The 25,080-nt window shown below is 55.9% G+C and carries 36 protein-coding genes; 1 reads left to right on the top strand and 35 read right to left on the bottom strand.

Translation table 11 applies throughout. The features are described 5' to 3' along the window. Positions 1–6 precede the first annotated feature (6 nt). Positions 7–1,401 (bottom strand): MFS transporter, encoded by a 1,395-nt coding sequence (locus tag D3Z90_RS02580; protein WP_136474264.1) that lies wholly within the window; start codon positions 1,399–1,401, stop codon positions 7–9. Positions 1,402–1,535: 134 nt separating this feature from the next. On the opposite strand from D3Z90_RS02580, the gene uvrA reads away from it, so the two are divergent. Beyond that, complete coding sequence (gene uvrA / locus D3Z90_RS02575) at positions 1,536–4,370, top strand: excinuclease ABC subunit UvrA (RefSeq protein ID WP_136474263.1); 2,835 nt, start codon at positions 1,536–1,538, stop codon at positions 4,368–4,370. 95 nt (positions 4,371–4,465) lie between these two features. Here uvrA and bfr read toward each other — a convergent pair whose 3' ends face one another. The 34 genes from bfr to rpsL form a co-directional block, all read right to left on the bottom strand. Continuing rightward, positions 4,466–4,930, bottom strand: coding sequence for a bacterioferritin (bfr, locus tag D3Z90_RS02570; RefSeq protein ID WP_136474262.1), 465 nt, complete (start codon positions 4,928–4,930; stop codon positions 4,466–4,468). Positions 4,931–5,085: 155 nt separating this feature from the next. Then, positions 5,086–6,534, bottom strand: a complete 1,449-nt coding sequence (locus D3Z90_RS02565; RefSeq protein WP_136474261.1) for a catalase — start codon at positions 6,532–6,534, stop codon at positions 5,086–5,088. Between the two features lie 172 nt (positions 6,535–6,706). After that, positions 6,707–7,093: a 50S ribosomal protein L17 gene (rplQ, locus tag D3Z90_RS02560; protein WP_002555463.1), complete on the bottom strand. Its 387-nt coding sequence runs from the start codon at positions 7,091–7,093 to the stop codon at positions 6,707–6,709. A gap of 42 nt (positions 7,094–7,135) precedes the next feature. Next, positions 7,136–8,137 carry a DNA-directed RNA polymerase subunit alpha gene (gene rpoA, locus D3Z90_RS02555; RefSeq protein ID WP_003186012.1) on the bottom strand — a complete coding sequence of 334 codons (1,002 nt, stop codon included), beginning with the start codon at positions 8,135–8,137 and terminating at the stop codon, positions 7,136–7,138. Positions 8,138–8,159: 22 nt separating this feature from the next. Then, positions 8,160–8,780 (bottom strand): 30S ribosomal protein S4, encoded by a 621-nt coding sequence (gene rpsD, locus D3Z90_RS02550; protein WP_136474260.1) that lies wholly within the window; start codon positions 8,778–8,780, stop codon positions 8,160–8,162. Between the two features lie 15 nt (positions 8,781–8,795). Beyond that, the gene (gene rpsK / locus D3Z90_RS02545) at positions 8,796–9,185 is read right to left on the bottom strand and encodes a 30S ribosomal protein S11 (RefSeq protein WP_002555466.1); all 390 of its coding nucleotides are present in this window, start codon (positions 9,183–9,185) and stop codon (positions 8,796–8,798) included. A gap of 30 nt (positions 9,186–9,215) precedes the next feature. Beyond that, on the bottom strand, positions 9,216–9,572 hold the full coding sequence (gene rpsM, locus D3Z90_RS02540) for a 30S ribosomal protein S13 (protein WP_136474259.1): 357 nt from the start codon (positions 9,570–9,572) through the stop codon (positions 9,216–9,218). Positions 9,573–9,703: 131 nt separating this feature from the next. Then, a complete protein-coding gene (gene rpmJ / locus D3Z90_RS02535; RefSeq protein WP_002555468.1) occupies positions 9,704–9,820 on the bottom strand; it encodes a 50S ribosomal protein L36 in 117 nt (38 codons plus the stop codon). Positions 9,821–9,848: 28 nt separating this feature from the next. Continuing rightward, positions 9,849–11,180, bottom strand: coding sequence for a preprotein translocase subunit SecY (gene secY / locus D3Z90_RS02530; RefSeq protein WP_133210696.1), 1,332 nt, complete (start codon positions 11,178–11,180; stop codon positions 9,849–9,851). Next, entirely contained in the window at positions 11,181–11,615 is a 435-nt protein-coding gene (gene rplO, locus D3Z90_RS02525; protein ID WP_136474258.1) for a 50S ribosomal protein L15, read from the bottom strand. A 3-nt stretch (positions 11,616–11,618) separates the two neighbouring features. Continuing rightward, positions 11,619–11,795, bottom strand: a complete 177-nt coding sequence (gene rpmD, locus D3Z90_RS02520) for a 50S ribosomal protein L30 (protein ID WP_136474257.1) — start codon at positions 11,793–11,795, stop codon at positions 11,619–11,621. Positions 11,796–11,797: 2 nt separating this feature from the next. Further along, positions 11,798–12,298, bottom strand: coding sequence for a 30S ribosomal protein S5 (rpsE, locus tag D3Z90_RS02515; protein ID WP_010220316.1), 501 nt, complete (start codon positions 12,296–12,298; stop codon positions 11,798–11,800). A gap of 3 nt (positions 12,299–12,301) precedes the next feature. Further along, positions 12,302–12,652, bottom strand: a complete 351-nt coding sequence (rplR, locus tag D3Z90_RS02510) for a 50S ribosomal protein L18 (protein WP_136474256.1) — start codon at positions 12,650–12,652, stop codon at positions 12,302–12,304. A 10-nt stretch (positions 12,653–12,662) separates the two neighbouring features. Then, complete coding sequence (gene rplF, locus D3Z90_RS02505) at positions 12,663–13,196, bottom strand: 50S ribosomal protein L6 (RefSeq protein WP_043861928.1); 534 nt, start codon at positions 13,194–13,196, stop codon at positions 12,663–12,665. 12 nt (positions 13,197–13,208) lie between these two features. Then, positions 13,209–13,601: a 30S ribosomal protein S8 gene (rpsH, locus tag D3Z90_RS02500; RefSeq protein ID WP_010220313.1), complete on the bottom strand. Its 393-nt coding sequence runs from the start codon at positions 13,599–13,601 to the stop codon at positions 13,209–13,211. 209 nt (positions 13,602–13,810) lie between these two features. Beyond that, positions 13,811–14,116 carry a 30S ribosomal protein S14 gene (gene rpsN / locus D3Z90_RS02495; protein ID WP_010220312.1) on the bottom strand — a complete coding sequence of 102 codons (306 nt, stop codon included), beginning with the start codon at positions 14,114–14,116 and terminating at the stop codon, positions 13,811–13,813. A gap of 13 nt (positions 14,117–14,129) precedes the next feature. Next, entirely contained in the window at positions 14,130–14,669 is a 540-nt protein-coding gene (rplE, locus tag D3Z90_RS02490; RefSeq protein WP_028944480.1) for a 50S ribosomal protein L5, read from the bottom strand. A gap of 20 nt (positions 14,670–14,689) precedes the next feature. Next, a complete protein-coding gene (gene rplX, locus D3Z90_RS02485) occupies positions 14,690–15,004 on the bottom strand; it encodes a 50S ribosomal protein L24 (protein ID WP_008374158.1) in 315 nt (104 codons plus the stop codon). 11 nt (positions 15,005–15,015) lie between these two features. Next, positions 15,016–15,384, bottom strand: a complete 369-nt coding sequence (gene rplN, locus D3Z90_RS02480; protein WP_002555479.1) for a 50S ribosomal protein L14 — start codon at positions 15,382–15,384, stop codon at positions 15,016–15,018. A 23-nt stretch (positions 15,385–15,407) separates the two neighbouring features. Then, positions 15,408–15,674 (bottom strand): 30S ribosomal protein S17, encoded by a 267-nt coding sequence (rpsQ, locus tag D3Z90_RS02475; protein ID WP_028944481.1) that lies wholly within the window; start codon positions 15,672–15,674, stop codon positions 15,408–15,410. Positions 15,675–15,676: 2 nt separating this feature from the next. Next, on the bottom strand, positions 15,677–15,868 hold the full coding sequence (rpmC, locus tag D3Z90_RS02470; RefSeq protein WP_002555481.1) for a 50S ribosomal protein L29: 192 nt from the start codon (positions 15,866–15,868) through the stop codon (positions 15,677–15,679). Further along, complete coding sequence (gene rplP, locus D3Z90_RS02465) at positions 15,868–16,281, bottom strand: 50S ribosomal protein L16 (RefSeq protein ID WP_003255479.1); 414 nt, start codon at positions 16,279–16,281, stop codon at positions 15,868–15,870. The genes rpmC and rplP overlap by 1 nt, the downstream gene beginning before the upstream one ends. 12 nt (positions 16,282–16,293) lie before the next feature. Further along, positions 16,294–16,980: a 30S ribosomal protein S3 gene (gene rpsC, locus D3Z90_RS02460; RefSeq protein WP_010220308.1), complete on the bottom strand. Its 687-nt coding sequence runs from the start codon at positions 16,978–16,980 to the stop codon at positions 16,294–16,296. A 13-nt stretch (positions 16,981–16,993) separates the two neighbouring features. Beyond that, positions 16,994–17,326, bottom strand: a complete 333-nt coding sequence (gene rplV, locus D3Z90_RS02455; RefSeq protein ID WP_003103908.1) for a 50S ribosomal protein L22 — start codon at positions 17,324–17,326, stop codon at positions 16,994–16,996. 11 nt (positions 17,327–17,337) lie between these two features. Continuing rightward, the gene (gene rpsS, locus D3Z90_RS02450; RefSeq protein ID WP_002555486.1) at positions 17,338–17,613 is read right to left on the bottom strand and encodes a 30S ribosomal protein S19; all 276 of its coding nucleotides are present in this window, start codon (positions 17,611–17,613) and stop codon (positions 17,338–17,340) included. A gap of 16 nt (positions 17,614–17,629) precedes the next feature. Continuing rightward, complete coding sequence (gene rplB, locus D3Z90_RS02445) at positions 17,630–18,454, bottom strand: 50S ribosomal protein L2 (RefSeq protein WP_136474255.1); 825 nt, start codon at positions 18,452–18,454, stop codon at positions 17,630–17,632. Positions 18,455–18,468: 14 nt separating this feature from the next. Beyond that, complete coding sequence (rplW, locus tag D3Z90_RS02440) at positions 18,469–18,768, bottom strand: 50S ribosomal protein L23 (protein WP_010220306.1); 300 nt, start codon at positions 18,766–18,768, stop codon at positions 18,469–18,471. After that, positions 18,765–19,367 carry a 50S ribosomal protein L4 gene (gene rplD / locus D3Z90_RS02435; protein WP_010220305.1) on the bottom strand — a complete coding sequence of 201 codons (603 nt, stop codon included), beginning with the start codon at positions 19,365–19,367 and terminating at the stop codon, positions 18,765–18,767. The genes rplW and rplD overlap by 4 nt, the downstream gene beginning before the upstream one ends. A 12-nt stretch (positions 19,368–19,379) precedes the next feature. Continuing rightward, positions 19,380–20,015, bottom strand: coding sequence for a 50S ribosomal protein L3 (gene rplC / locus D3Z90_RS02430; RefSeq protein WP_028944484.1), 636 nt, complete (start codon positions 20,013–20,015; stop codon positions 19,380–19,382). Positions 20,016–20,095: 80 nt separating this feature from the next. After that, a complete protein-coding gene (gene rpsJ, locus D3Z90_RS02425; RefSeq protein WP_003186070.1) occupies positions 20,096–20,407 on the bottom strand; it encodes a 30S ribosomal protein S10 in 312 nt (103 codons plus the stop codon). A 143-nt stretch (positions 20,408–20,550) separates the two neighbouring features. Then, positions 20,551–21,744, bottom strand: a complete 1,194-nt coding sequence (gene tuf, locus D3Z90_RS02420) for an elongation factor Tu (protein WP_105642145.1) — start codon at positions 21,742–21,744, stop codon at positions 20,551–20,553. A gap of 31 nt (positions 21,745–21,775) precedes the next feature. Further along, entirely contained in the window at positions 21,776–23,923 is a 2,148-nt protein-coding gene (fusA, locus tag D3Z90_RS02415; RefSeq protein WP_136474254.1) for an elongation factor G, read from the bottom strand. A gap of 30 nt (positions 23,924–23,953) precedes the next feature. Beyond that, positions 23,954–24,424, bottom strand: a complete 471-nt coding sequence (gene rpsG / locus D3Z90_RS02410; protein ID WP_008089143.1) for a 30S ribosomal protein S7 — start codon at positions 24,422–24,424, stop codon at positions 23,954–23,956. 120 nt (positions 24,425–24,544) lie between these two features. Next, positions 24,545–24,916: a 30S ribosomal protein S12 gene (gene rpsL, locus D3Z90_RS02405; protein WP_003186084.1), complete on the bottom strand. Its 372-nt coding sequence runs from the start codon at positions 24,914–24,916 to the stop codon at positions 24,545–24,547. Positions 24,917–25,080: the final 164 nt, after the last annotated feature.

Genomic DNA, 25,080 nt, shown 5'->3' with positions numbered 1-25,080 from the left:
GTTCTCCTAGGCTTCGCACGCTGCGGAGGTCGGGTTTACCAAACGCTCCAGGGTCGTGCGATCCAAAATTTGTGTATCAAGTTTGATATAGATGGCGGCTTCATCGACCACCACCACTGCGTCGGTCACACCCGGTACGGCCAACAGCCTTTCGGTCAGTCCCGCCTCGCGGACCGCCTCGGCCGACAACGGCATGCGCAGGCTGGTCACGTACGGCGGCTCACGCATGCTCAGCGCAACGATCCACCACACTGCACACAAGACTGCGCAGCCCAGGAACACCGTACTCAAGCCACCGTGCTGGAACAACCAGCCACCGAGAATTCCTCCCAACGCGGCACCAAGGAATTGGCTGGTGGAATAAACCCCCATTGCCGTGCCCTTGCCGCCGGCGGGCGATACCTTGCTCACCAGCGAAGGCAAGGATGCCTCCAGCAGGTTGAAGGCAGTAAAGAATATCACGGTGCCGATCACCAGTTCGCGCAAGTTGTCTGCTGACAGCCAGAAGTACAGCTCGGTAAGCACCAAAACACCGACCGCGCCAAGCAGGACACGTTTCATCTTGCGCTTTTTTTCGCCGTAGATGATGAACGGGATCATTGCAAAAAATGAGATCAGCAAAGCAGTGAGATACACCCACCAGTGCTCTTCCTTCGGCAACCCGCCACGCTCGACGAAAGCCAGCGGCAAAGCAACGAAGCTGGCCATGAGGATTGCATGCAGGACGAAAATACCCACATCGAGGCGCAACAGGTCCGGGTGACGCAAGGTCGGGCCCAGGGCCTGCTTGGCGACGCCTGACTCACGATGCTGCAAAGCACCGTGGGACGCCGGCACGAGGAAAGCAATCAGAGCGATACCGATTACCGCCATGACCGCAGTGGCGAGGAAAAGCCCGGACAAACCAAAAGCACGCGTCAGCAACGGGCCAACGACCATGGCCACGGCGAACGACAAACCAATGCTCATGCCAATCATGGCCATGGCCTTGGTGCGATGCTGCTCACGGGTCAGGTCTGACAACAGCGCCATCACCGCCGCGGAAATCGCTCCGGCACCTTGCAGGATACGGCCAGCAATCACGCCCCAGATCGAATCAGCCTGCGCTGCGAGCACGCTGCCCAGGGCAAAGATCACCAAGCCCAGGTAAATCACCGGACGACGACCAATGCGATCGGAGATGATCCCGAACGGTATTTGCAGAAAAGCCTGGGTCAGGCCATAGGCACCAATGGCCAGACCGATCAGCGCCGGTGTGGCGCCCGCCAGGTCCATGCCATAGGTCGCCAGTACCGGCAGAACCATGAACATGCCAAGCATACGGAAGGCGAACACCAGAGCCAGGCCGCCTGCGGCGCGGGTTTCGCTAGCACTCATGCGTTCGCTGTGGGGATCGTGCATGGATAAACCTCGTGTGAACCGGCGGCGATTCTACCAGTCCCATCGCTTAACGGCATATACGTGACGCTTTGCCGCGTAATGGCATGGAGCCGTATACTCAACCGTTTATGTTACGCCCGCCAAGCGAGGCCGCAGTGGACAAGATCCTGATTCGTGGGGCACGGACCCACAACCTGAAAAACATCGACCTGACCCTGCCCCGGGACAAGCTGATCGTTATCACCGGCCTGTCCGGTTCCGGCAAGTCTTCGCTAGCGTTCGATACTCTTTACGCCGAAGGCCAGCGCCGCTACGTAGAATCGTTGTCGGCGTATGCACGTCAGTTCCTGTCGATGATGGAAAAGCCTGATGTAGACACTATCGAAGGCCTGTCTCCGGCCATCTCCATCGAGCAGAAATCAACCTCGCACAACCCGCGGTCGACCGTCGGCACCATTACCGAAATCTACGATTACCTGCGTTTGCTCTACGCCCGCGTAGGTACGCCGCGCTGCCCGGACCACGATATTCCCCTGGAAGCACAAACGGTCAGTCAGATGGTCGACCTGGTGCTGGCGCAGCCCGAGGGCAGCAAGCTGATGCTGCTGGCCCCGGTGATTCGTGAGCGTAAAGGCGAGCACCTGGCTGTCTTCGAAGAGCTACGCGCCCAGGGCTTCGTGCGCGCCCGGGTCAATGGCAAATTGTTCGAGCTCGATGAACTGCCGAAGCTGGATAAACAGAAAAAGCACACCATCGAAGTCGTGGTCGATCGCTTCAAGGTTCGCGACGATCTTCAGCAGCGCCTGGCCGAATCCTTCGAGACCGCGCTGAAACTGGCCGATGGCATCGCTCTGGTTGCTTCGATGGACGACGAGCCATTCGAAGAGATGATTTTCTCGGCTCGCTTTGCTTGCCCGATCTGCGGCCACGCCATCAGCGAGCTGGAACCCAAGCTGTTTTCTTTCAACAATCCAGCCGGCGCATGTCCGACGTGTGACGGGCTGGGCGTTAAACAGTTCTTTGACATAAAACGCTTGGTCAATAGCGAACTGACCCTCGCCGAAGGGGCAATTCGCGGCTGGGACCGGCGCAACGTCTATTACTTCCAGATGCTCGGCTCGTTGGCCACACATTACGACTTCAGCCTCGAAGTGCCCTTCGGCGAGCTGCCTGCCGACCAACAGAAAGTCATTCTGCACGGCAGCGGCAAGCAAAACGTCGACTTCAAGTACTTGAACGATCGGGGCGACATCGTTAAACGCTCGCACCCGTTCGAAGGCATTGTGCCGAATCTGGAGCGTCGCTATCGCGAGACCGAATCGGCAACCGTACGCGAAGAGCTGGCCAAATTTCTCAGCACCCAACCATGCCCGGACTGCCGCGGCACGCGCTTGCGCCGTGAAGCACGTCATGTGTGGGTCGGCGAGAAAACGCTGCCTGCCGTAACCAACCTGCCAATTGGTGATGCCAGCACTTACTTTGGTGGTCTCAAGCTGACGGGCCGCCGTGGCGAAATCGCCGACAAGATTCTCAAGGAAATTTGTGAACGTCTGCAGTTTCTGGTCAATGTCGGCCTCGACTACCTGACCCTGGACCGCAGCGCCGACACGTTGTCGGGTGGCGAAGCCCAGCGTATCCGCCTGGCCAGCCAGATCGGTGCCGGCCTGGTAGGGGTGATGTATATTCTCGATGAGCCGTCTATCGGCCTGCATCAGCGTGACAATGACCGCTTGCTGGCGACCCTCAATCACCTGCGCGATATCGGCAACACAGTCATCGTCGTAGAGCACGACGAAGATGCTATTCGCCTTGCCGACTACGTGGTGGACATCGGCCCCGGTGCTGGCGTGCATGGCGGCCAGATTGTCGCTGAGGGTACTCCCGCCGAGGTCATGGCCCATCCGGACTCACTGACGGGCAAGTACCTGTCGGGGCGCGTGAAGATCGCCGTACCGGCCAAACGTACTCCGCGCAACAAGAAGCTTTCGCTCAAACTCAAAGGCGCACGCGGCAACAATCTGCAGAATGTCGACCTGGAGATCCCGATCGGCCTGCTGACCTGCGTGACCGGGGTATCCGGATCGGGCAAGTCGACCCTGATCAACAACACTTTGTTCCCCCTCAGTGCCACCGCTCTCAACGGCGCCAGCACCCTGGAGGCGGCGCCACACGACAGTTGTGATGGCTTGCAGCACCTGGACAAGGTGGTGGATATCGATCAAAGCCCGATCGGTCGCACTCCGCGCTCGAACCCAGCAACCTACACAGGTCTGTTCACCCCCATCCGCGAACTGTTCTCTGGGGTGCCAGAGTCCCGTTCCCGTGGCTATGGCCCTGGCCGCTTCTCGTTCAACGTCAAAGGTGGACGCTGCGAGGCCTGCCAGGGCGACGGGCTGATCAAGGTTGAAATGCACTTCTTGCCGGATATCTACGTACCCTGCGACGTGTGCAAGAGTAAGCGCTACAACCGCGAAACCCTGGAGATCAAGTACAAGGGCAAGAACATCCACGAAGTGTTGGAAATGACCATCGAGGAAGCCCGCGAGTTCTTCGACGCGGTGCCGGCCCTGGCGCGCAAACTACAGACCTTGATGGATGTCGGTCTGTCTTATATCAAGCTGGGGCAATCGGCAACGACGCTCTCCGGCGGCGAAGCGCAGCGGGTAAAGCTTTCCCGTGAGCTATCCAAGCGCGATACCGGCAAAACTCTGTATATCCTCGATGAGCCGACCACGGGCCTGCATTTCGCCGATATCCAGCAGTTGCTTGACGTCCTGCACCGCCTGCGCGACCACGGCAACACTGTGGTGGTCATCGAGCACAACCTGGACGTGATCAAGACCGCCGACTGGATCGTCGACCTGGGCCCCGAGGGAGGCTCCAAAGGCGGCCAGATCATCGCCTTCGGTACGCCTGAAGAAGTGGCCGGGATGAAACAGTCCCACACCGGACACTACCTCAAGCCACTACTGGAGCGTGACCGCGCCTGAAACCTGTCGGCTAGAACGGCGAACCCAATGGGTTTCGCCGACTCTGCAGATGCAAAAAGCCCCGCACTGGCGGGGCTCTTTTTTACACGGGAAAATTACATCTGCGATTGCAGGTAGTTCTCCAGACCGATCGACTTGATCAGGCCCTGCTGCTTCTCCAGCCAGTAGGTGTGATCTTCCTCGGTGTCGGCCAGTTGCACGCGGAGAATGTCGCGGCTGATGTAATCCTTGTGCAGCTCGCACAGCTCGATGCCTTTGCACAGCGCAGCACGGACTTTGTACTCAAGTCGCAGATCGGCAGCAATCATTTCCGGGACAGTCGTACCCACGTCCAAATCTTCCGGACGCATGCGTGGAGTACCTTCGAGCATGAGGATACGACGCATCAGGGCATCAGCGTGTTGGGTCTCTTCCTCCATCTCGTGGTTGATACGCTCGTAGAGCTTGCTCAAGCCCCAGTCTTCGTACATCCGCGAGTGAATGAAGTACTGATCACGCGCCGCCAGTTCGCCCGTCAGCAACGTGTTGAGATAATCGATTACGTCCGGGTGACCTTGCATCGCCTTGCCTCTCCCTGTGTGAAAGTCATAGTTTGAACCAGGATCGTCGACAGGTCACTTGAAATCAGGCAAAAAAGTGCAAAAAAACCGGTAAACAGTAGTGATATTCATTGAAAAACCGCCCAAATGAGGGCGGTTCTTCTTATCACTTCGACTTAGGCGAGATTTATGCCCAAAGCCTTGGCGATGCCTTCTCCATAGGCCTGATCGGCCTTAAAAAAGTGCTGCAGTTGCCGCTGTACTACCTCTTCAGATACACCCGCCATAGCACCGGCGATGTTGCTGATGAGCAGCGCCTTCTGGTCGGCGTTCATCAAGCGGAATAACGCGCCGGCATGACTGTAGTAGTCAGTGTCTTCGCGGTGATCATAACGATCAGCCACACCATTGAGGGCCAATGCCGGCTCGGCAAATTCCGGCGCCTGCTTTGGCGCACTGCTGTAGCTGTTAGGTTCGTAGTTCGGCGCCGCTCCACCATTGCTCCCAAAGGCCATGGCACCATCACGCTGGTACGTGTTTACCGGGCTGCGTGGTGCGTTTACCGGCAATTGCTGGTGGTTGGTTCCCACCCGATACCGATGAGCATCTGCGTACGCGAATACGCGTCCCTGGAGCATACGATCAGGCGACAGACCAACACCTGGAACCATGTTGCTCGGGCCAAACGCAGCTTGCTCGACTTCGGCGAAATAATTGAGTGGATTGCGGTTGAGCTCCAGCTCACCAATTTCGATCAATGGGTATTCTTTCTGCGACCAGGTCTTGGTCACGTCAAAAGGGTTCTCGTCGCGGCTTGCCGCTTCTTCTTCGCTCATCACCTGAATGCACACCGCCCACTTAGGGAAGTCACCACGCTCGATGGCTTCGAACAGATCACGCTGGGCGTAGTCCGGATCGGTACCTGCCAGGCGCGCTGCATCGGCGGGCGCCAAGTTTTTGATGCCTTGCTTGGTCTTGAAGTGCCACTTCACCCACGTACGCTGGCCTTGGGCGTTGATCAGGCTGTAGGTGTGGCTGCCAAAACCGTGCATATGACGGTAACCATCAGGAATACCGCGGTCTGAAAAGAGGATGGTGACTTGGTGCAGTGCTTCAGGCGAATGCGACCAGAAGTCCCACATCGCTTGCGCGCTCTTCAGGTTGCTTTGCGGCAGACGCTTTTGAGTGTGGATAAAGTCAGGAAACTTCAATGGATCTCGAATGAAGAAGACTGGCGTGTTATTGCCAACGATGTCCCAATTGCCCTCTTCGGTGTAGAACTTCAGGGCGAAACCACGCGGGTCGCGTTCGGCGTCCGCCGAGCCTCGCTCGCCGCCGACAGTTGAAAAGCGCAGGAAGGTCTCGGTCCGCTTGCCAATGGCATTGAACAGCTTGGCACAACTGTACTGGGAGATGTCCCTGGATACAGTGAAAGTACCGTAGGCTCCCGAGCCCTTGGCATGCACGCGACGCTCAGGAATGTTCTCGCGATTGAAGTGAGCGAGTTTCTCAATCAGGTGAAAGTCATCCAGCAACAACGGCCCCCGCGGCCCAGCAGAGCGTGAGTTCTGGTTGTCTGCTACCGGTGCACCGCTGGCGGTGGTCAGTATTTTGGTCTGGCTCATGCGCTATCTCCCTATCGGTCTCAAACTGCCGGCTAATCGGCTTGGAGTGAGTATCGACCAGAACTATGACAACAACAAATTCATTGCCTGACTCAGATCAATAGATTGCTTCAATGCATGAACACACAAAAAACCGGGCACGAGGCCCGGTTTCTTGTTTCAGACTGTCGCCTTACTCAGCAGCTTCTACCGAGCCACCGACAGGACGATCAACCAGCTCGACGTACGCCATAGGTGCGTTATCGCCAGCGCGGAAGCCGCACTTGAGGATACGCAGGTAGCCGCCCTGACGGGTGGCATAGCGCTTGCCCAGATCGTTGAACAGCTTACCGACGATTTCTTTCGAGCGAGTACGGTCGAAAGCCAGACGACGGTTAGCTACGCTGTCTTCCTTGGCCAGGGTGATCAGCGGCTCGGCAACGCGGCGCAGTTCCTTGGCTTTCGGCAGGGTAGTTTTGATCAGCTCGTGCTCGAACAGCGACACCGCCATGTTCTGGAACATGGCCTTGCGGTGAGAGCTGGTACGGCTCAGGTGACGTCCACTTTTACGATGACGCATGATTCATTCCTTACCAAACACTACGTTCGGTGATTACGACGATCAGGCAGTCGCCTTGTCGTCTTTCTTAAGACTTGCAGGCGGCCAGTTGTCGAGGCGCATGCCGAGGGACAGACCACGGGAGGCCAGAACGTCCTTGATTTCAGTCAGGGACTTCTTGCCCAGGTTCGGAGTCTTCAACAGTTCTACTTCGGTGCGCTGAATCAGATCGCCGATGTAGTAAATGTTCTCCGCCTTAAGGCAGTTGGCCGAACGCACGGTCAATTCCAGATCGTCAACCGGACGAAGCAGGATCGGATCGATCTCGTCTTCCTGTTCGACTACCACTGGTTCACTGTCACCTTTGAGGTCGACGAACGCAGCCAACTGCTGTTGCAGAATGGTTGCAGCACGACGGATAGCCTCTTCAGGATCCAGAGTACCGTTGGTTTCCAGATCAATAACCAGCTTGTCCAGGTTAGTACGCTGCTCGACACGGGCGTTTTCCACCACGTATGCGATACGGCGAACCGGGCTGAACGAAGAGTCAAGCTGCAAGCGACCAATGCTGCGGCTTTCGTCTTCATCGCTCTGACGCGAATCGGCCGGCTCATAACCACGACCACGAGCTACGGTGAGCTTCATGTTCAGGGCGCCGTTAGACGCCAGGTTAGCGATTACGTGATCGGGATTAACGATCTCGACATCATGATCCAGCTGAATATCGGCAGCGGTAACCACCCCCGAACCCTTTTTCGACAAGGTCAGCGTAACTTCGTCACGACCGTGCAGTTTGATAGCCAGGCCTTTCAGGTTCAACAGGATTTCAATGACGTCTTCCTGTACACCTTCGATTGCCGAGTACTCATGGAGCACACCGTCAATCTCGGCCTCGACTACTGCACAGCCGGGCATTGAGGACAACAGGATGCGTCGCAGCGCGTTGCCCAGGGTATGGCCAAAGCCACGCTCGAGAGGCTCGAGCGTGATTTTAGCGCGGGTTGGACTGACGACCTGCACATCAATATGGCGGGGCGTCAGGAACTCATTTACCGAAATCTGCATGGATGCACCTATTTTCTAGCCCTTACTTGGAGTAGAGCTCGACAATCAGGCTTTCGTTGATGTCGGCGGAGAGATCACTGCGAGCTGGAACGTTCTTGAAAACGCCCGACTTCTTGGCAGTATCCACATCTACCCACTCAACGCGGCCACGCTGGGCGCAAAGTTCAAGGGCTTGAACAATGCGCAGCTGGTTCAGCGACTTCTCGCGAACCGCGACCACGTCACCCGGACGAACTTGGTAGGACGGAATGTTTACAGTCTTGCCGTTAACGCTGATCGCTTTGTGCGAAACCAGCTGACGGGATTCGGCACGAGTAGCGCCAAAGCCCATACGATAAACGACGTTATCCAGACGGCACTCGAGCAGCTGCAGCAGGTTCTCGCCGGTTGCACCCTTCTTGGAGGCTGCTTCCTTGTAGTAACCGCTGAACTGACGCTCGAGAACGCCATAGATGCGACGTACTTTTTGTTTCTCACGCAGCTGGGTGCCGTAGTCGGACTGACGGCCACGGCGCTGGCCGTGGATACCTGGGGCTGCTTCGATGTTGCACTTCGATTCCAGAGCGCGAACGCCGCTCTTCAGGAACAGATCGGTGCCTTCACGACGAGACAGTTTGCATTTTGGACCAATGTAACGTGCCATTTATCTGTCTCCTGATTACACGCGGCGCTTCTTCGGCGGACGGCACCCGTTATGCGGGATTGGCGTCACGTCGGTGATGCTGGCGATCTTATAGCCACAACCGTTCAAAGCACGAACAGCGGACTCACGACCTGGACCTGGACCCTTGACGTTAACGTCGAGGTTCTTCAGACCATATTCCAGCGCAGCTTGACCAGCACGCTCAGCAGCTACTTGAGCAGCGAACGGGGTGGACTTGCGAGAACCGCGGAAACCCGAACCGCCGGAGGTAGCCCAGGACAGAGCGTTACCTTGACGATCGGTGATGGTCACGATGGTGTTGTTAAAAGACGCGTGAATGTGGGCGATGCCATCAACCACTGTCTTTTTGACTTTTTTACGAGGACGAGCAGCAGGTTTTGCCATTTCTAAATTCCTGTCGATTCGCTGGTGCGATTACTTGCGGATCGGCTTACGCGGGCCCTTACGGGTACGCGCGTTGGTCTTGGTACGCTGACCGCGTACTGGCAGACCCCGACGATGACGCAGGCCGCGGTAGCAACCCAGGTCCATCAACCGCTTGATTTTCATGTTGATGTCACGACGCAGATCACCTTCGGTGATGTACTTCGCAACTTCAGTACGCAGCGATTCAACCTGCTCGTCGCTCAGATCCTTGATCTTTGCGGCTGGGTTAACCCCAGTGTCTACACAGATTTTCTGTGCAGTAGTGCGACCAACACCATAGATGTAGGTCAGCGAGATAACAGTGTGCTTGTTATCTGGAATGTTGACGCCTGCAATACGGGCCATTCAGTGGGACTCCAATTGACAGCTACCTACGCCCCGGAAGCCAAGAAATAGGGCGCGAGATAATATCGCTGTAGAAACAATTAATCAACCCAGCAGCGCACTAGCTGCTGGGTTTGTAGCGCAGATCACACTCAGCCTTGGCGCTGCTTGTGACGTGGTTCCGCGCTGCAAATTACTCGAACGACACCTTCGCGGCGAATAATTTTGCAGTTACGGCACAGCTTTTTCACCGATGCACGAACTTTCATCACCAACTCCTCGAACCTTAAGGGTCTCTCAGCGCAGCAAACCGCTGCCGCCGTAGCCTTTCAGGTTGGCTTTCTTCATCAGGGATTCGTACTGGTGCGAAACGAGGTGCGATTGTACTTGGGACATGAAGTCCATCACAACCACTACCACAATCAGCAACGAGGTCCCGCCAAGGTAGAACGGAACGTTTGCCGCAACCACCAGGAACTGGGGAAGCAGACAGACGGCCGTCATATAAAGAGCACCGAACATGGTCAAACGAGTCAGAACGCCATCAATGTAGCGCGCCGATTGTTCACCAGGACGGATACCCGGAATAAAGGCACCGGACTTCTTCAGGTTCTCCGCTACGTCTTTCGGATTGAACATCAACGCCGTATAGAAGAAGCAGAAGAAAATAATCCCTGCACTAAACAGCAGAATATTCAACGGCTGACCAGGAGCGATCGACTGCGAGATGTCCTGCAACCAGCCCATACCTTCGGACTGACCGAACCAGGCACCCAGCGAAGCCGGGAACAGCAAGATGCTGCTCGCGAAAATGGCAGGAATAACGCCCGCCATATTCACTTTCAGCGGCAAGTGGCTGGTCTGCGCAGCAAAAACCTTACGGCCCTGCTGACGCTTGGCGTAGTGAACGGCGATACGACGCTGACCACGCTCAATGAACACCACAAAACCGATAATCGCTACTGCCAGCAAACCGATAGCAACCAGAGCGAAGATGTTGATATCGCCCGTACGTGCAGACTCGAAAGACTGCCCGATTGCTCTCGGAAGACCGGCGACGATACCTGCGAAGATCAACATCGAGATACCGTTGCCTACACCGCGTTCAGTGATCTGCTCACCCAGCCACATCATGAACATTGCGCCAGCCACAAACGTGGATACCGCAACGAAATGGAAGCCAAAGTCAGCAGAAAACGCCACGCCCTGACCGGCCAGACCAATGGACATGCCAATGGCCTGGACCAGCGCCAGGACTACGGTGCCGTAGCGGGTGTACTGGCTGATCTTACGACGGCCAGCTTCACCTTCCTTCTTCAACTGCTCCAGCTGCGGGCTGACGGCGGTCATCAGTTGCATGATGATCGATGCCGAAATGTACGGCATGATCCCCAGTGCAAAGATGCTCATCCGCTCCAGCGCGCCGCCGGAAAACATGTTGAACAAGCTAAGAATGGTCCCCTCATTCTGTCGAAACAGTTCCGCCAGCCGGTCCGGGTTGATACCTGGAACTGGGATGTGTGCGCCTATCCGATAGACGATGATCGCCAGGAACAGAAAACGCAGACGAGCCCAAAGTTCAGACATCCCGCCTTTGCCGAGCGAAGAGAGAGCACCTTGCTTAGCCATTTATTCCTCGAACTTGCCGCCAGCTGCTTCGATAGCCGCACGCGCACCTTTGGTGGCTGCGATACCCTTGATGGTGACTGCGCGAGTAACTTCGCCCGACAGCATGATTTTCACACGCTGAACGTTCTGGTTAACCACGTTGGCATCCTTCAAGGATTGCACGGTGACAACGTCGCCTTCCACTTTGGCCAGTTCGGACAGACGCACTTCGGCGCGGTCCATGGCTTTCAGCGAAACGAAGCCGAACTTCGGCAGACGACGGTGCAGCGGCTGTTGGCCGCCTTCAAAGCCTGGAGCGATGGTGCCACCGGAGCGGGAGGTTTGACCTTTGTGACCACGGCCACCAGTCTTACCCAAACCACTACCGATACCACGACCCGGACGATGCTTCTCGCGACGGGAACCCGGCGCTGGACTCAGATCATTGAGTTTCATCGATTAACCCTCGACGCGCAGCATGTAGTAAGCCTTGTTGATCATCCCGCGATTCTCGGGAGTATCCAGGACTTCTACAGTGTGACCGATGCGGCGCAGACCCAGACCCTTAACGCACAGTTTGTGGCTAGGGATACGGCCGGCGGTGCTTTTGATCAGCGTTACTTTAACGGTAGCCATGATCAGCGGATCTCCTCGACGCTCTTGCCGCGCTTGGCAGCAATGGATTCAGGAGATTGCATAGCCTTCAGACCCTTGAAAGTGGCGTGAACCACGTTTACAGGGTTAGTCGAGCCGTAGCATTTGGCCAGGACGTTCTGAACACCAGCAACTTCCAGGACAGCACGCATTGCGCCACCAGCGATGATACCGGTACCTTCGGAGGCAGGCTGCATGTACACCTTCGACGCGCCATGGGCGGACTTGGTGGCGTACTGCAGAGTGGTGCCATTCAGGTCAACCTGAATCATGTTGCGACGAGCAGCTTCCATAGCTTTCTGGATCGCAGCTGGTACTTCGCGCGATTTGCCACGGCCGAAACCAACGCGACCCTTGCCATCACCCACCACGGTCAACGCGGTGAAGGTGAAGATACGGCCGCCTTTTACGGTCTTGGCAACGCGGTTAACTTGAACCAGCTTCTCGATGTAGCCTTCGTCGCGCTTTTGATCGTTATTTGCCATAACTTAGAACTCCAGCCCGCCTTCACGAGCACCTTCAGCCAGCGCCTTAACGCGGCCGTGGTACTTGAAACCGGAACGGTCAAAGGCAACTTGAGATACACCGGCGGCTTTCGCGCGCTCAGCTACCAGCTTGCCAACCTTAGTTGCCGCGTCGATGTTGCCAGTGGCGCCATCACGCAGTTCTTTGTCCAAAGTCGAGGCGCTGGCCAGGACTTTGCTGCCGTCGGCCGAAAGGACCTGGGCATAGATGTGCTGCGAGGAGCGATACACGCAGAGACGCACGACTTCGAGTTCGTGCATTTTCAGGCGTGCTTTGCGAGCGCGACGCAGTCGAGTAACTTTTTTGTCGGTCATTTGCTAGGCCCTACTTCTTCTTGGCTTCTTTACGACGGACGACTTCGTCCGCGTAACGCACACCCTTGCCTTTGTACGGCTCTGGTGGACGGAAGTCGCGGATTTCAGCGGCCACCTGACCTACCAGCTGCTTATCGATACCCTTGATCAGGATATCGGTCTGGCTTGGGGTCTCAGCGGTGATGCCCTCAGGCAATTCGTAATCCACTGGATGCGAGAAGCCCAGCGCCAGGTTCAGCACAGTGCCTTTAGCCTGAGCTTTGTAACCAACACCGACCAGCTGGAGCTTACGCTCGAAGCCTTGGCTTACGCCTTGGACCATGTTGTTAACCAGGGCACGGGTAGTACCGGCCATAGCGCGAGTTTGTTGATCGCCATTGCGAGCAGCAAAACGCAGCTCACCAGCTTCTTCAACGACTTCTACGGACGAGTGAACGTTCAGTTCGAGAGTGCCCTTGGCACCCTTCACCGAAAGCTGTTGGCCGACGAACTTAACTTCGACGCCAGCTGGCAGCTTAACGGGGTTCTTAGCGACGCGAGACATGCTTATCCCCCCTTAGAACACTGTGCAGAGAACTTCGCCGCCGACACCGGCAGCGCGCGCAGCACGATCAGTCATCACACCTTTGTTGGTGGAGACGATAGACACGCCCAGACCGCCACGTACTTTTGGCAGCTCTTCGACGGACTTGTACTGACGCAGGCCTGGACGACTTACGCGCTTGACTTCTTCGATGACCGGACGGCCTTCGAAGTATTTAAGCTCGATGGAAAGCGATGGTTTTACTTCGCTGCTGACTTGGTAGCCAGCGATGTAACCTTCGTCTTTCAGAACTTTGGCAACCGCAACCTTCAAAGTCGACGAAGGCATGCTTACGACGGACTTTTCAGCCATCTGGGCATTACGGATGCGAGTTAGCATGTCCGCTAACGGGTCCTGCATACTCATGGGCTAGACGCTCCTGATACAAGAAAAATTAGCCTTTCGGCTACTACAGTCTCCAAAGCGAGCCAGGTGAAAAAACCCGGGCTCAGGAGAGCCGGTCATTCTAGACAGATCCCAGAAACGAAACAAGCCCCATAAGGGGCTTGTTTCGTTGCAATGTCACCGGTGGTCGGAAGATCGCTCCCCCGCCACCTGGACGCTGCCGGTACGTCTTACCAGCTGGCTTTAACCAGACCTGGAACGTCACCGCGCATTGCTGCTTCACGCAGCTTGTTACGGCCAAGGCCGAACTTGCGGTAAACGCCGTGTGGACGACCGGTGATGCGGCAGCGGTTACGCAGGCGCGAAGCGCTGGCGTCACGTGGCTGCTTCTGCAGAGCTACAACAGCTGCGAAACGCTCTTCTGGAGTTGCTTCCAGATTAACGATGGTCGCTTTCAGCTCGGCACGCTTCTTGGCGTACTTGGCAACAGTGAGCTGACGCTTCAGCTCACGGTTTTTCATGCTCTTCTTGGCCATTTTCCTACTCCAATCAGTTGCGGAACGGGAATTTGAAAGCACGCAGCAGAGCGCGGCCTTCGTCATCGTTCTTGGCAGTGGTGGTCAGGGTAATGTCCAGACCGCGCAGAGCATCGATCTTGTCGTAGTCGATTTCCGGGAAGATGATCTGCTCTTTCACGCCCATGCTGTAGTTGCCACGACCATCGAAGGACTTGGCATTCAGGCCGCGGAAGTCGCGAACCCGAGGCAGGGAGATCGCCAGCAGGCGGTCCAGGAATTCGTACATACGATCACGGCGCAGAGTAACTTTAACGCCGATCGGCCAGCCCTCACGGACCTTGAAGCCCGCGATGGATTTCCGAGCGAAAGTCACAACGGCTTTCTGACCGGTGATCTTCTCCAGGTCAGCAACAGCGTGCTCGATGACTTTTTTGTCGCCGACAGCTTCGCCCAGACCCATGTTCAGGGTGATCTTGGTAACGCGCGGAACTTCCATCACGTTCGCCAGCTTAAGTTCTTCCTTAAGCTTCGGAGCAATTTCCTTCCGGTAAATCTCTTTCAGTCGTGCCATGGTCTTCTACCTAGCAGTGTTCAAGCATCAACCGCTTTTTGGGTCGACTTGAAGACACGAATTTTCTTGCCTTCTTCTACTTTGAAACCAACGCGGTCAGCCTTGTTGGTTTCGCCGTTGAAAATGGCGACGTTGGAAGCGTGCAGTGGCGCTTCTTTCTCGACGATACCGCCTTGTACGCCCGACATCGGGTTAGGCTTGGTATGACGCTTCACCAGGTTGATCCCACCAACGACCAGACGGTCGTCAGCGAGAACCTTGAGCACCTTACCGCGCTTACCTTTGTCTTTGCCGGCGATCACGATGATCTCGTCGTCACGACGAATCTTTTGCATGTCGGATCTCCTTACAGCACTTCTGGGGCGAGCGAGACGATCTTCATGAACTTCTCAGTACGAAGTTCACGGGTCACTGGCCCAAAGATACGGGTGCCGATCGGCTCTTGCTTGTTGTTCAGCAGAACAGCAGCATTGCCATCAAAGCGGATGATGGAGCCGTCAGCACGACGGACACCGTGGCGAGTGCGGACTACAACAGCAGTCATCACTTGGCCTTTCTTCACTTTACCGCGAGGAATTGCTTCCTTGACGGTTACCTTGATGATGTCACCGATACCGGCGTAACGGCGGTGGGAACCGCCGAGCACCTTGATACACATGACGCGACGAGCGCCGCTGTTATCGGCCACATCGAGCATGGATTGAGTCTGAATCATAAAATTTCTCCGACCCTTAGCCCTTAGACTTCAACAGCGCGTTCGAGAACTTCAACCAGTGCCCAAGCTTTGGTCTTGGCCAGCGGACGAGTCTCACGGATGGAGACCTTGTCGCCGATGTGGCACTGATTGGTTTCGTCGTGCGCGTGCAGCTTAGTCGAACGCTTAACGTATTTACCGTAGATCGGGTGCTTTACGCGACGCTCGATCAGTACGGTGATGGTTTTGTCCATCTTGTCGCTGACGACACGGCCAGTCAGCGTACGGACGGTTTTTTCAGCTTCAGCCATGATTACTTACCTGCCTGCTGGTTGAGCACAGTTTTCACGCGAGCGATGTCACGCTTAACTTGCGAGAGCAGGTGCGACTGCCCCAACTGGCCAGTTGCTTTCTGCATACGCAGATTGAACTGGTCGCGCAGCAAGCCGAGCAGTTGCTCGTTCAGCTGCTGTGCTGATTTTTCACGAAGTTCATTCGCTTTCATCACATCACCGTCCGCTTAACAAAGGAGGTGGCGAGAGGCAGCTTTGCAGCCGCCAAGGCGAAAGCCTCACGCGCCAGCTCTTCAGAAACACCCTCGATCTCGTACAGGACTTTGCCTGGCTGGATCTGGGCAACCCAGTATTCCACGGAACCTTTACCTTTACCCATCCGCACTTCGAGAGGCTTCTTGGAGATCGGCTTGTCCGGGAACACACGGATCCAGATCTTACCGCCACGTTTTACGTGACGAGTCAGGGCACGACGTGCCGATTCGATCTGGCGAGCGGTGAGACGACCGCGAGCAACAGCTTTCAGAGCAAATTCGCCGAAGCTGACTTTGCTACCGCGCAGCGCCAGACCACGGTTGTGGCCAGTCATCTGCTTGCGGAATTTTGTACGCTTTGGTTGCAACATTTGGCGTACCCCTTACTTAGCAGCTTTTTTACGAGGCGCTGGTGCTTGTGGTTTCAGTTCTTCTTGGCGACCACCAATAACTTCGCCTTTGAAAATCCAAACCTTCACACCGATCACACCGTAAGTGGTGTGAGCTTCGTAAGTGGCATAGTCGATGTCAGCACGCAGGGTGTGCAGTGGCACACGACCTTCGCGATACCATTCAGTACGTGCGATTTCAGCACCGCCGAGACGACCGCTCACCTGGATCTTGATGCCTTTGGCACCAATGCGCATGGCGTTCTGTACGGCGCGCTTCATGGCGCGACGGAACATCACACGACGCTCCAGCTGCTGAGCTACGCTCTGAGCTACCAGCATACCGTCGAGTTCCGGCTTGCGGATCTCTTCGATATTGATGTGCACAGGCACACCCATTTGCTTGGTCAGGTCCTGACGCAGTTTCTCAACATCTTCACCTTTCTTCCCGATAACGATACCTGGACGAGCGGTGTGGATGGTGATGCGTGCAGTTTGAGCCGGACGATGGATATCGATACGGCTAACGGACGCGCTTTTTAGTTTGTCTTGGAGGTACTCACGCACATTCAGATCTGCGAGCAAATAGTCCGCATAAGTCCGACCGTCTGCGTACCAGACGGAGGTGTGCTCCTTGACGATTCCCAGGCGAATGCCAGTGGGATGTACTTTCTGACCCATCTGATCGACTCCGTTACTTGTCCGCAACCTTGACAGTGATATGGCAAGACCGCTTGACGATGCGATCAGCGCGGCCTTTGGCACGCGGCATGATGCGCTTCAGCGAACGCCCTTCGTTGACGAAAACGGTGGAGACCTTCAGGTCATCAACGTCTGCGCCTTCGTTATGCTCGGCGTTGGCTACGGCCGACTCGAGGACTTTCTTCATGATTTCAGCGGCTTTTTTGCTGCTGAAGGCCAACAGGTTGAGCGCTTCGCCCACCTTCTTCCCGCGGATCTGGTCGGCGACCAAGCGGGCTTTCTGGGCGGAGATTCGAGCGCCCGACAACTTAGCGGCTACTTCCATTTCCTTACCCCTTAACGCTTGGCTTTCTTGTCAGCCACGTGCCCACGATAAGTGCGGGTACCGGCAAACTCGCCCAGTTTATGGCCGACCATGTCTTCGTTCACGAGAACTGGGACGTGTTGACGACCGTTGTGTACCGCGATGGTCAGACCGACCATTTGTGGCAGGATCATCGAACGGCGCGACCAGGTCTTAACTGGTTTGCGATCGTTCTTTTCCGCCGCCACTTCGATCTTCTTCAGTAGGTGAAGATCGATAAAAGGACCTTTTTTCAGAGAACGTGGCACTGTCGTATCCCTCTATTTACTTGCGACGACGGACGATCATGTTGTCGGTACGCTTATTACCACGAGTCTTCGCGCCCTTAGTCGGGAAGCCCCATGGCGATACCGGATGACGACCACCGGAGGTACGACCTTCACCACCACCATGTGGGTGGTCAACCGGGTTCATGGCAACACCACGAACGGTTGGGCGAACGCCACGCCAGCGTTTAGCACCAGCTTTACCCAGCGAACGCAGGCTGTGCTCGGAGTTCGAGACTTCACCCAGGGTCGCACGGCATTCAGCCAGGACTTTACGCATCTCACCAGAGCGCAGACGCACGGTCACGTAGACACCTTCGCGAGCGATCAGCTGAGCCGAAGCACCAGCGGAACGAGCGATTTGTGCACCTTTGCCCGGCTTCAGTTCGATGCCGTGAATGGTGCTACCCACTGGAATGTTGCGCAGTTGCAGGGAGTTGCCTGGCTTGATTGGAGCCAGTGCGCCTGCGATCAGCTGGTCGCCAGCACTCACGCCTTTAGGGGCGATGATGTAGCGGCGCTCGCCGTCTGCGTAGCACAGCAGTGCGATGTGAGCAGTACGGTTTGGATCGTATTCGATACGCTCGACAGTGGCGATGATGCCATCTTTGTCGTTGCGACGAAAATCGACCATACGGTAATGCTGCTTATGACCACCACCTACGTGACGAGTAGTGATGCGGCCATTGTTGTTACGACCACCAGACTTCGACTTCTTCTCGAGCAGCGGTGCGTGAGGAGCGCCTTTGTGCAGCTCCTTGTTGACCACCTTGACCACGAAACGGCGGCCAGGGGAAGTCGGTTTGCATTTAACGATTGCCATGATGCACCCCTTCCTTACTCAGCACTGCTGCTGAAATCGAGATCTTGGCCTGGCTGAAGCGAAACGATCGCTTTCTTCCAGTCATTGCGCTTGCCCAGACCACGTGCGGTACGCTTGGTTTTACCCAGAACGTTTACGGTCGACACGTTTTCGACTTTTACGCCGAACAGGCCTTCGACAGCTTTCTTGATTTCCAGCTTGGTTGCATCAGTAGCAACCTTGAATACGAACTGGCCTTTTTTCTCAGCCAGAACGGTAGCCTTCTCGGAAACGTGCGGGCCAAGGAGGACTTTAAATACGCGTTCCTGGTTCATCCCAGCAGCTCCTCGAATTTCTTCACGGCCGACACAGTGATCAACACTTTGTCGTATGCGATCAGACTGACCGGATCGGAACCCTGCACGTCACGTACGTCGACGTGTGGCAGGTTACGAGCAGCCAGGTACAGATTCTGATCAACAGCGTCAGAAACGATCAGTACGTCGCTCAGACCCATGCCGTTCAGCTTGTTCAGCAGGTCTTTGGTTTTCGGTGCTTCAACAGCGAAGTCCTGAACCACGACCAGACGGTCGGTACGCACCAGCTCAGCGAGGATGGAACGCATTGCTGCGCGGTACATCTTCTTGTTGAGCTTCTGCGAGTGATCCTGAGGACGAGCTGCGAAAGTGGTACCACCGCCACGCCAGATTGGGCTACGGATAGTACCGGCACGAGCGCGACCAGTACCTTTCTGACGCCATGGGCGCTTACCGCCACCAGCAACGTCGGAACGGGTTTTCTGCTGCTTGGTACCCTGACGGCCGCCAGCCATGTAGGCCACGACTGCTTGGTGAACCAGCGTCTCGTTGAATTCGCCACCGAAAGTCAGTTCGGAAACTTCGATCGCTTGAGCGTCATTTACATTTAGTTGCATGTCAGCTTCCCCTTACCCGCGAGCCTTGGCAGCCGGACGCACAACCAGATCACCGCCAGTAGCGCCAGGAACGGCACCCTTGACCAGCAACAGATTGCGTTCAGCGTCGACGCGCACTACTTCCAGGGACTGAACGGTCACGCGCTCGGCGCCCATGTGACCGGACATTTTCTTGCCCTTGAATACACGACCAGGAGTCTGGCACTGGCCGATAGAGCCCGGGACGCGGTGGGAAACGGAGTTACCGTGGGTGTTATCTTGACCGCGGAAGTTCCAGCGCTTGATGGTACCGGCGAAGCCTTTACCTTTCGACTGACCGGTAACATCTACCATCTGGCCAGCAGCGAAGATTTCTGCATTGATCAAGTCGCCAGCCTGGTAATCGCCTTCTTCAAGACGGAATTCCCAGACACCGCGACCAGCGGCAACGTTCGCTTTAGCGAAGTGACCTGCTTGAGCAGCAGTCACACGCGAAGCACGACGCTCACCAACAGTGACTTGCACTGCACGGTAGCCATCGGTTTCTTCGGTTTTGAACTGGGTGACGCGATTCGGCTCGATCTCAATGACCGTGACCGGAATGGAGACACCTTCTTCGGTGAAAATACGGGTCATACCGCATTTACGACCGACTACACCAATAGTCATGTTGTAAACCTCATGAGTGTACGGGGCTTTCACCCGCTATGGCCGCCCATTTCAGAGCGTTACACGACTAAGACAGAGTCTTAGCCGAGGCTGATCTGCACTTCCACGCCGGCCGCAAGATCAAGCTTCATAAGCGCATCAACGGTTTTATCCGTTGGCTGGACGATGTCCAGAACGCGCTTATGAGTACGGATCTCGTACTGGTCACGCGCGTCTTTGTTGACGTGCGGGGAGACCAGAACGGTGAACCGCTCTTTACGGGTAGGCAGTGGAATTGGACCACGCACTTGAGCACCAGTACGTTTCGCGGTTTCCACGATTTCCTGGGTGGATTGGTCGATCAGGCGATGGTCAAAAGCCTTCAACCTGATACGGATTTGCTGATTTTGCATTGGATTTCAGACTCCAGGCTGCTATTCCCACCGGGCGCACTACGCCCGTTAAAAGGAGGCGTGATTCTATAGACGCCCCTATTGGGTGTCAACCCAATAAAAAAAGCCCCCGCTAAGCGGGGGCTTTTTCAACCTATCGAGAATTACTCGATGATTTTGGCTACGACGCCAGCGCCGACGGTACGACCGCCTTCACGGATAGCGAAGCGCAGACCATCTTCCATTGCGATGGTTTTGATCAGAGTGACAGTCATCTGGATGTTGTCACCTGGCATTACCATTTCAACGCCTTCTGGCAGCTCGCAGTTACCAGTCACGTCAGTAGTACGGAAGTAGAACTGTGGACGGTAGCCTTTGAAGAACGGAGTATGACGGCCGCCTTCTTCCTTGCTCAGAACGTATACTTCTGCGGTGAACTTGGTGTGCGGCTTAACCGAACCTGGCTTGACCAGAACCTGACCACGCTCAACGTCGTCACGCTTGGTACCACGCAGCAGAACGCCGCAGTTCTCGCCAGCACGACCTTCGTCCAGCAGCTTGCGGAACATCTCAACACCGGTGCAGGTGGTGGTGGTGGTGTCACGCAGACCAACGATTTCCAGGGCGTCCTGAACGCGGACGATACCACGCTCGATACGACCGGTAACAACGGTACCACGACCCGAGATCGAGAATACGTCTTCGATTGGCATCAGGAACGGCTTGTCGATAGCACGCTCTGGCTCTGGGATGTAGCTGTCCAGAGTTTCAACCAGACGCTTGACAGCGGTGGTGCCCATTTCGTTGTCGTCTTTGCCTTCCAGCGCCATACGAGCCGAACCGATGATGATCGGAGTGTCGTCGCCTGGGAAGTCGTAGGTGGACAGCAGGTCGCGAACTTCCATCTCAACCAGTTCCAGCAGCTCAGCGTCGTCTACCAGGTCAGCCTTGTTCAGGAAGACCACGATGTACGGAACGCCAACCTGACGGGACAGCAGGATGTGCTCACGAGTTTGTGGCATCGGACCATCAGCGGCCGAGCAAACCAGGATCGCGCCGTCCATCTGGGCAGCACCAGTGATCATGTTCTTCACGTAGTCAGCGTGACCTGGGCAGTCAACGTGAGCGTAGTGACGAATGTTCGAGTTGTACTCAACGTGTGCGGTGTTGATGGTGATACCGCGAGCTTTCTCTTCTGGAGCGCTGTCGATCTTGTCGAATTCGACGACGGCCGAACCGAAAACTTCGGAGCAGACGCGAGTCAGAGCTGCGGTCAGAGTGGTTTTACCGTGGTCAACGTGACCGATGGTGCCAACGTTGACGTGCGGGAGGGAACGATCAAATTTTTCTTTAGCCACGACAGTGAACTCCTAGCCTAAAGGGGCTGAATCAGCCTTGTTTTTTAACGAGCGCTTCGACGATATTCGACGGAGCTTCGGCGTATTTGGAGAATTCCATGGAGTAGCTCGCGCGACCCTGAGACATGGAACGAACGTCGGTCGCATAACCGAACATTTCTCCGAGCGGAACTTCAGCACGGACAACCTTGCCGGACACCGAATCTTCCATACCCTGGATCAGGCCACGACGACGGTTCAGGTCACCCATCACGTCACCCATGTAGTCCTCAGGGGTCACAACTTCTACCTTCATGATCGGCTCAAGCACTTTGCCGCCGCCTTTGGCTGCGAGCTGCTTGGTCGCCATGGAGGCCGCTACCTTGAACGCCATCTCGTTGGAGTCGACGTCGTGGTAAGAACCATCAAACACGGTTGCCTTCAGGCCGATCAGCGGATAGCCGGCAACGATGCCGTTCTTCATCTGCTCTTCGATACCCTTCTGGATCGCCGGGATGTATTCCTTAGGAACCACACCACCTACAACTTCGTTGGTGAATTCCAGACCTTCGGTGATGTTGCCTTGCGCGTCCACGGATGGCTGCGAGAAGCGAATCCAGCAGTGACCGAACTGACCACGACCACCGGACTGACGAACGAACTTACCTTCGATTTCGACGTTGTCCTTGGTGATCTGCTCGCGGTAGGAAACCTGCGGCTTACCGATGTTGGCCTCGACGTTGAACTCGCGCTTCATGCGGTCAACGAGGATGTCCAGGTGAAGCTCGCCCATACCGGAAATGATGGTCTGGCCGGTTTCTTCGTCGGTCTTGACGCGGAACGACGGGTCTTCTTGAGCCAGTTTGCCCAGTGCGATACCCATCTTTTCCTGGTCTTGCTTGGTTTTCGGCTCAACAGCTACCGAAATCACAGGCTCCGGGAAGTCCATACGCTCGAGAATGATCGGCTTGTCGGCATTGCACAGGGTGTCACCGGTGGTGACGTCCTTCATGCCGATCAGAGCAGCGATGTCGCCTGCCAGTACTTCTTTGATCTCTTCACGCTGGTTGGCGTGCATCTGCACCATACGACCAACGCGCTCTTTCTTGCCCTTGACCGAGTTGATCACGGAGTCGCCAGACTGCAGCATGCCCGAGTAAACGCGCACGAAAGTCAGGGTACCCACGAACGGGTCAGTAGCAATCTTGAACGCCAGAGCCGAGAACGGCTCATTGTCGTCAGCGTGACGCTCGTCATAATCGCCTTCAGTCAGCTCTTCCTTCGGCTTCTCGATCAGGTCAGGGTGGATACCCTTGATCGCAGGAATCTCGGTAGGAGCAGGCAGGAAGTCGATAACGGCATCGAGAACCAGTGGAACGCCCTTGTTCTTGAAGGAGGAACCGCAGACAGCCGGAACGATCTCGCTGGCCAGGGTGCGCGCGCGCAGGCCTGCCTTGATCTCTTCGACGCTCAGCTCACCTTCTTCAAGGTACTTGTTCATCAGCTCTTCGTTGGCTTCTGCAGCGGCTTCGACCATATTGGCGCGCCACTCTTCAGCCAGCTCCAGCATATCGGCAGGAATCTCTTCCTCGCGATAAGTGGTGCCCTTGTCGTCGTCGTTCCAGTAGATAGCCTTCATCTTGATCAGGTCGACCTGACCCTGGAAGTTATCTTCCGAACCGATGGCCAACTGAACAGGAACCGGGGTGTGACCCAGACGATTCTTGATCTGACCGACAACACGCAGGAAGTTGGCACCAGCACGGTCCATCTTGTTCACGTAGACAACACGTGGAACACCGTACTTGTTGGCCTGACGCCATACGGTTTCGGACTGCGGCTCAACGCCGGAAGTACCGCAGAATACAACGACGGCGCCGTCGAGTACGCGCAGGGAACGTTCTACTTCAATGGTGAAGTCAACGTGGCCCGGGGTATCGATGACGTTTACGCGGTATTTGCCATACTGGCCACGGGAACCCTCCCAGAAGGTGGTTACAGCAGCGGAGGTAATGGTAATACCCCGCTCCTGCTCCTGCACCATCCAGTCGGTAGTCGCGGCGCCATCATGCACCTCGCCCATTTTGTGGCTCAGGCCTGTGTAAAACAGGATCCGCTCAGTAGTGGTAGTTTTGCCTGCGTCAACGTGCGCGCAAATACCAATGTTACGGTAGCGGTTGATTGGTGTAGTACGAGCCATAGAGCCCTCGCAAAAAGATTGATGCTTGAATTAGAAGCGGTAGTGCGAGAACGCTTTGTTGGCTTCGGCCATACGGTGTACGTCTTCACGCTTCTTGACTGCAGCACCTTTGCCTTCAGCAGCATCCAGCAGCTCGCCAGCCAGGCGCAGGGCCATGGACTTCTCGCCACGCTTACGGGCGTAGTCTACCAACCAGCGCATTGCCAGGGCGTTACGACGGGATGGACGAACTTCAACAGGAACCTGGTAAGTGGCACCGCCAACACGGCGCGACTTAACTTCGACCAGCGGAGCGATGGCGTCGAGAGCTTTCTCGAAGATTTCCAGGGGATCGCTGTTCTTGCGTTCTTTGACCTTGTCCAGCGCACCGTAAACGATACGCTCGGCAACGGCCTTCTTGCCGCTTTCCATCACGTGGTTCATGAACTTGGCGAGGATCTGGCTTCCGTATTTTGGATCGTCCAGAATCTCACGCTTGGCTGCTACACGACGTCTTGGCATTGATAAGCCCTCAAACGGTCTTCAGGTTAGCCCGGGACAGTGAACCCATTGGATTCGTGCCCGACCTTACTCTTATCGACTCAATAAAATGAATTACTGCAAATTGCTGCAAACGACCGATTACTTCGGACGCTTGGTACCGTACTTCGAACGACCCTGGTTACGGCCTTTAACGCCGGAAGTATCCAGAGAGCCGCGAACGGTGTGGTAACGAACACCTGGCAAGTCTTTTACACGACCGCCGCGGATCAGTACCACGCTGTGCTCTTGCAGGTTGTGGCCTTCACCACCGATGTACGAGGAAACCTCGAAACCGTTGGTCAGACGCACACGGCATACTTTACGCAGTGCCGAGTTAGGTTTTTTCGGCGTAGTGGTGTACACACGGGTGCACACGCCACGACGTTGCGGGCAGTTCTGCAGCGCAGGAACGTCGGATTTCTCGACGATACGCTTACGCGGCTGACGTACCAGCTGGTTGATAGTTGCCATCTACTAGCTCCACTGTTGTCTTGCGACGCTATTGTCTTGCAAGAAAAGCAAAAATTGGCAGGACGAAGTCCCACCAAATTTAGGGGTACAAGAGTCTAAAGAGGATCTTGTCCCCAGTCAAGACGAGGCCCCAGCCTCCCCTCCCCGGTCATCGGCAACAATTT

Source organism: Pseudomonas sp. DG56-2 (assembly GCF_004803755.1).
GTDB lineage: Bacteria > Pseudomonadota > Gammaproteobacteria > Pseudomonadales > Pseudomonadaceae > Aquipseudomonas > Aquipseudomonas auratipiscis.
The sequence above is the reverse complement of the archived record's forward strand: the minus strand, read 5'-3'. Positions and strand labels throughout refer to the sequence as shown.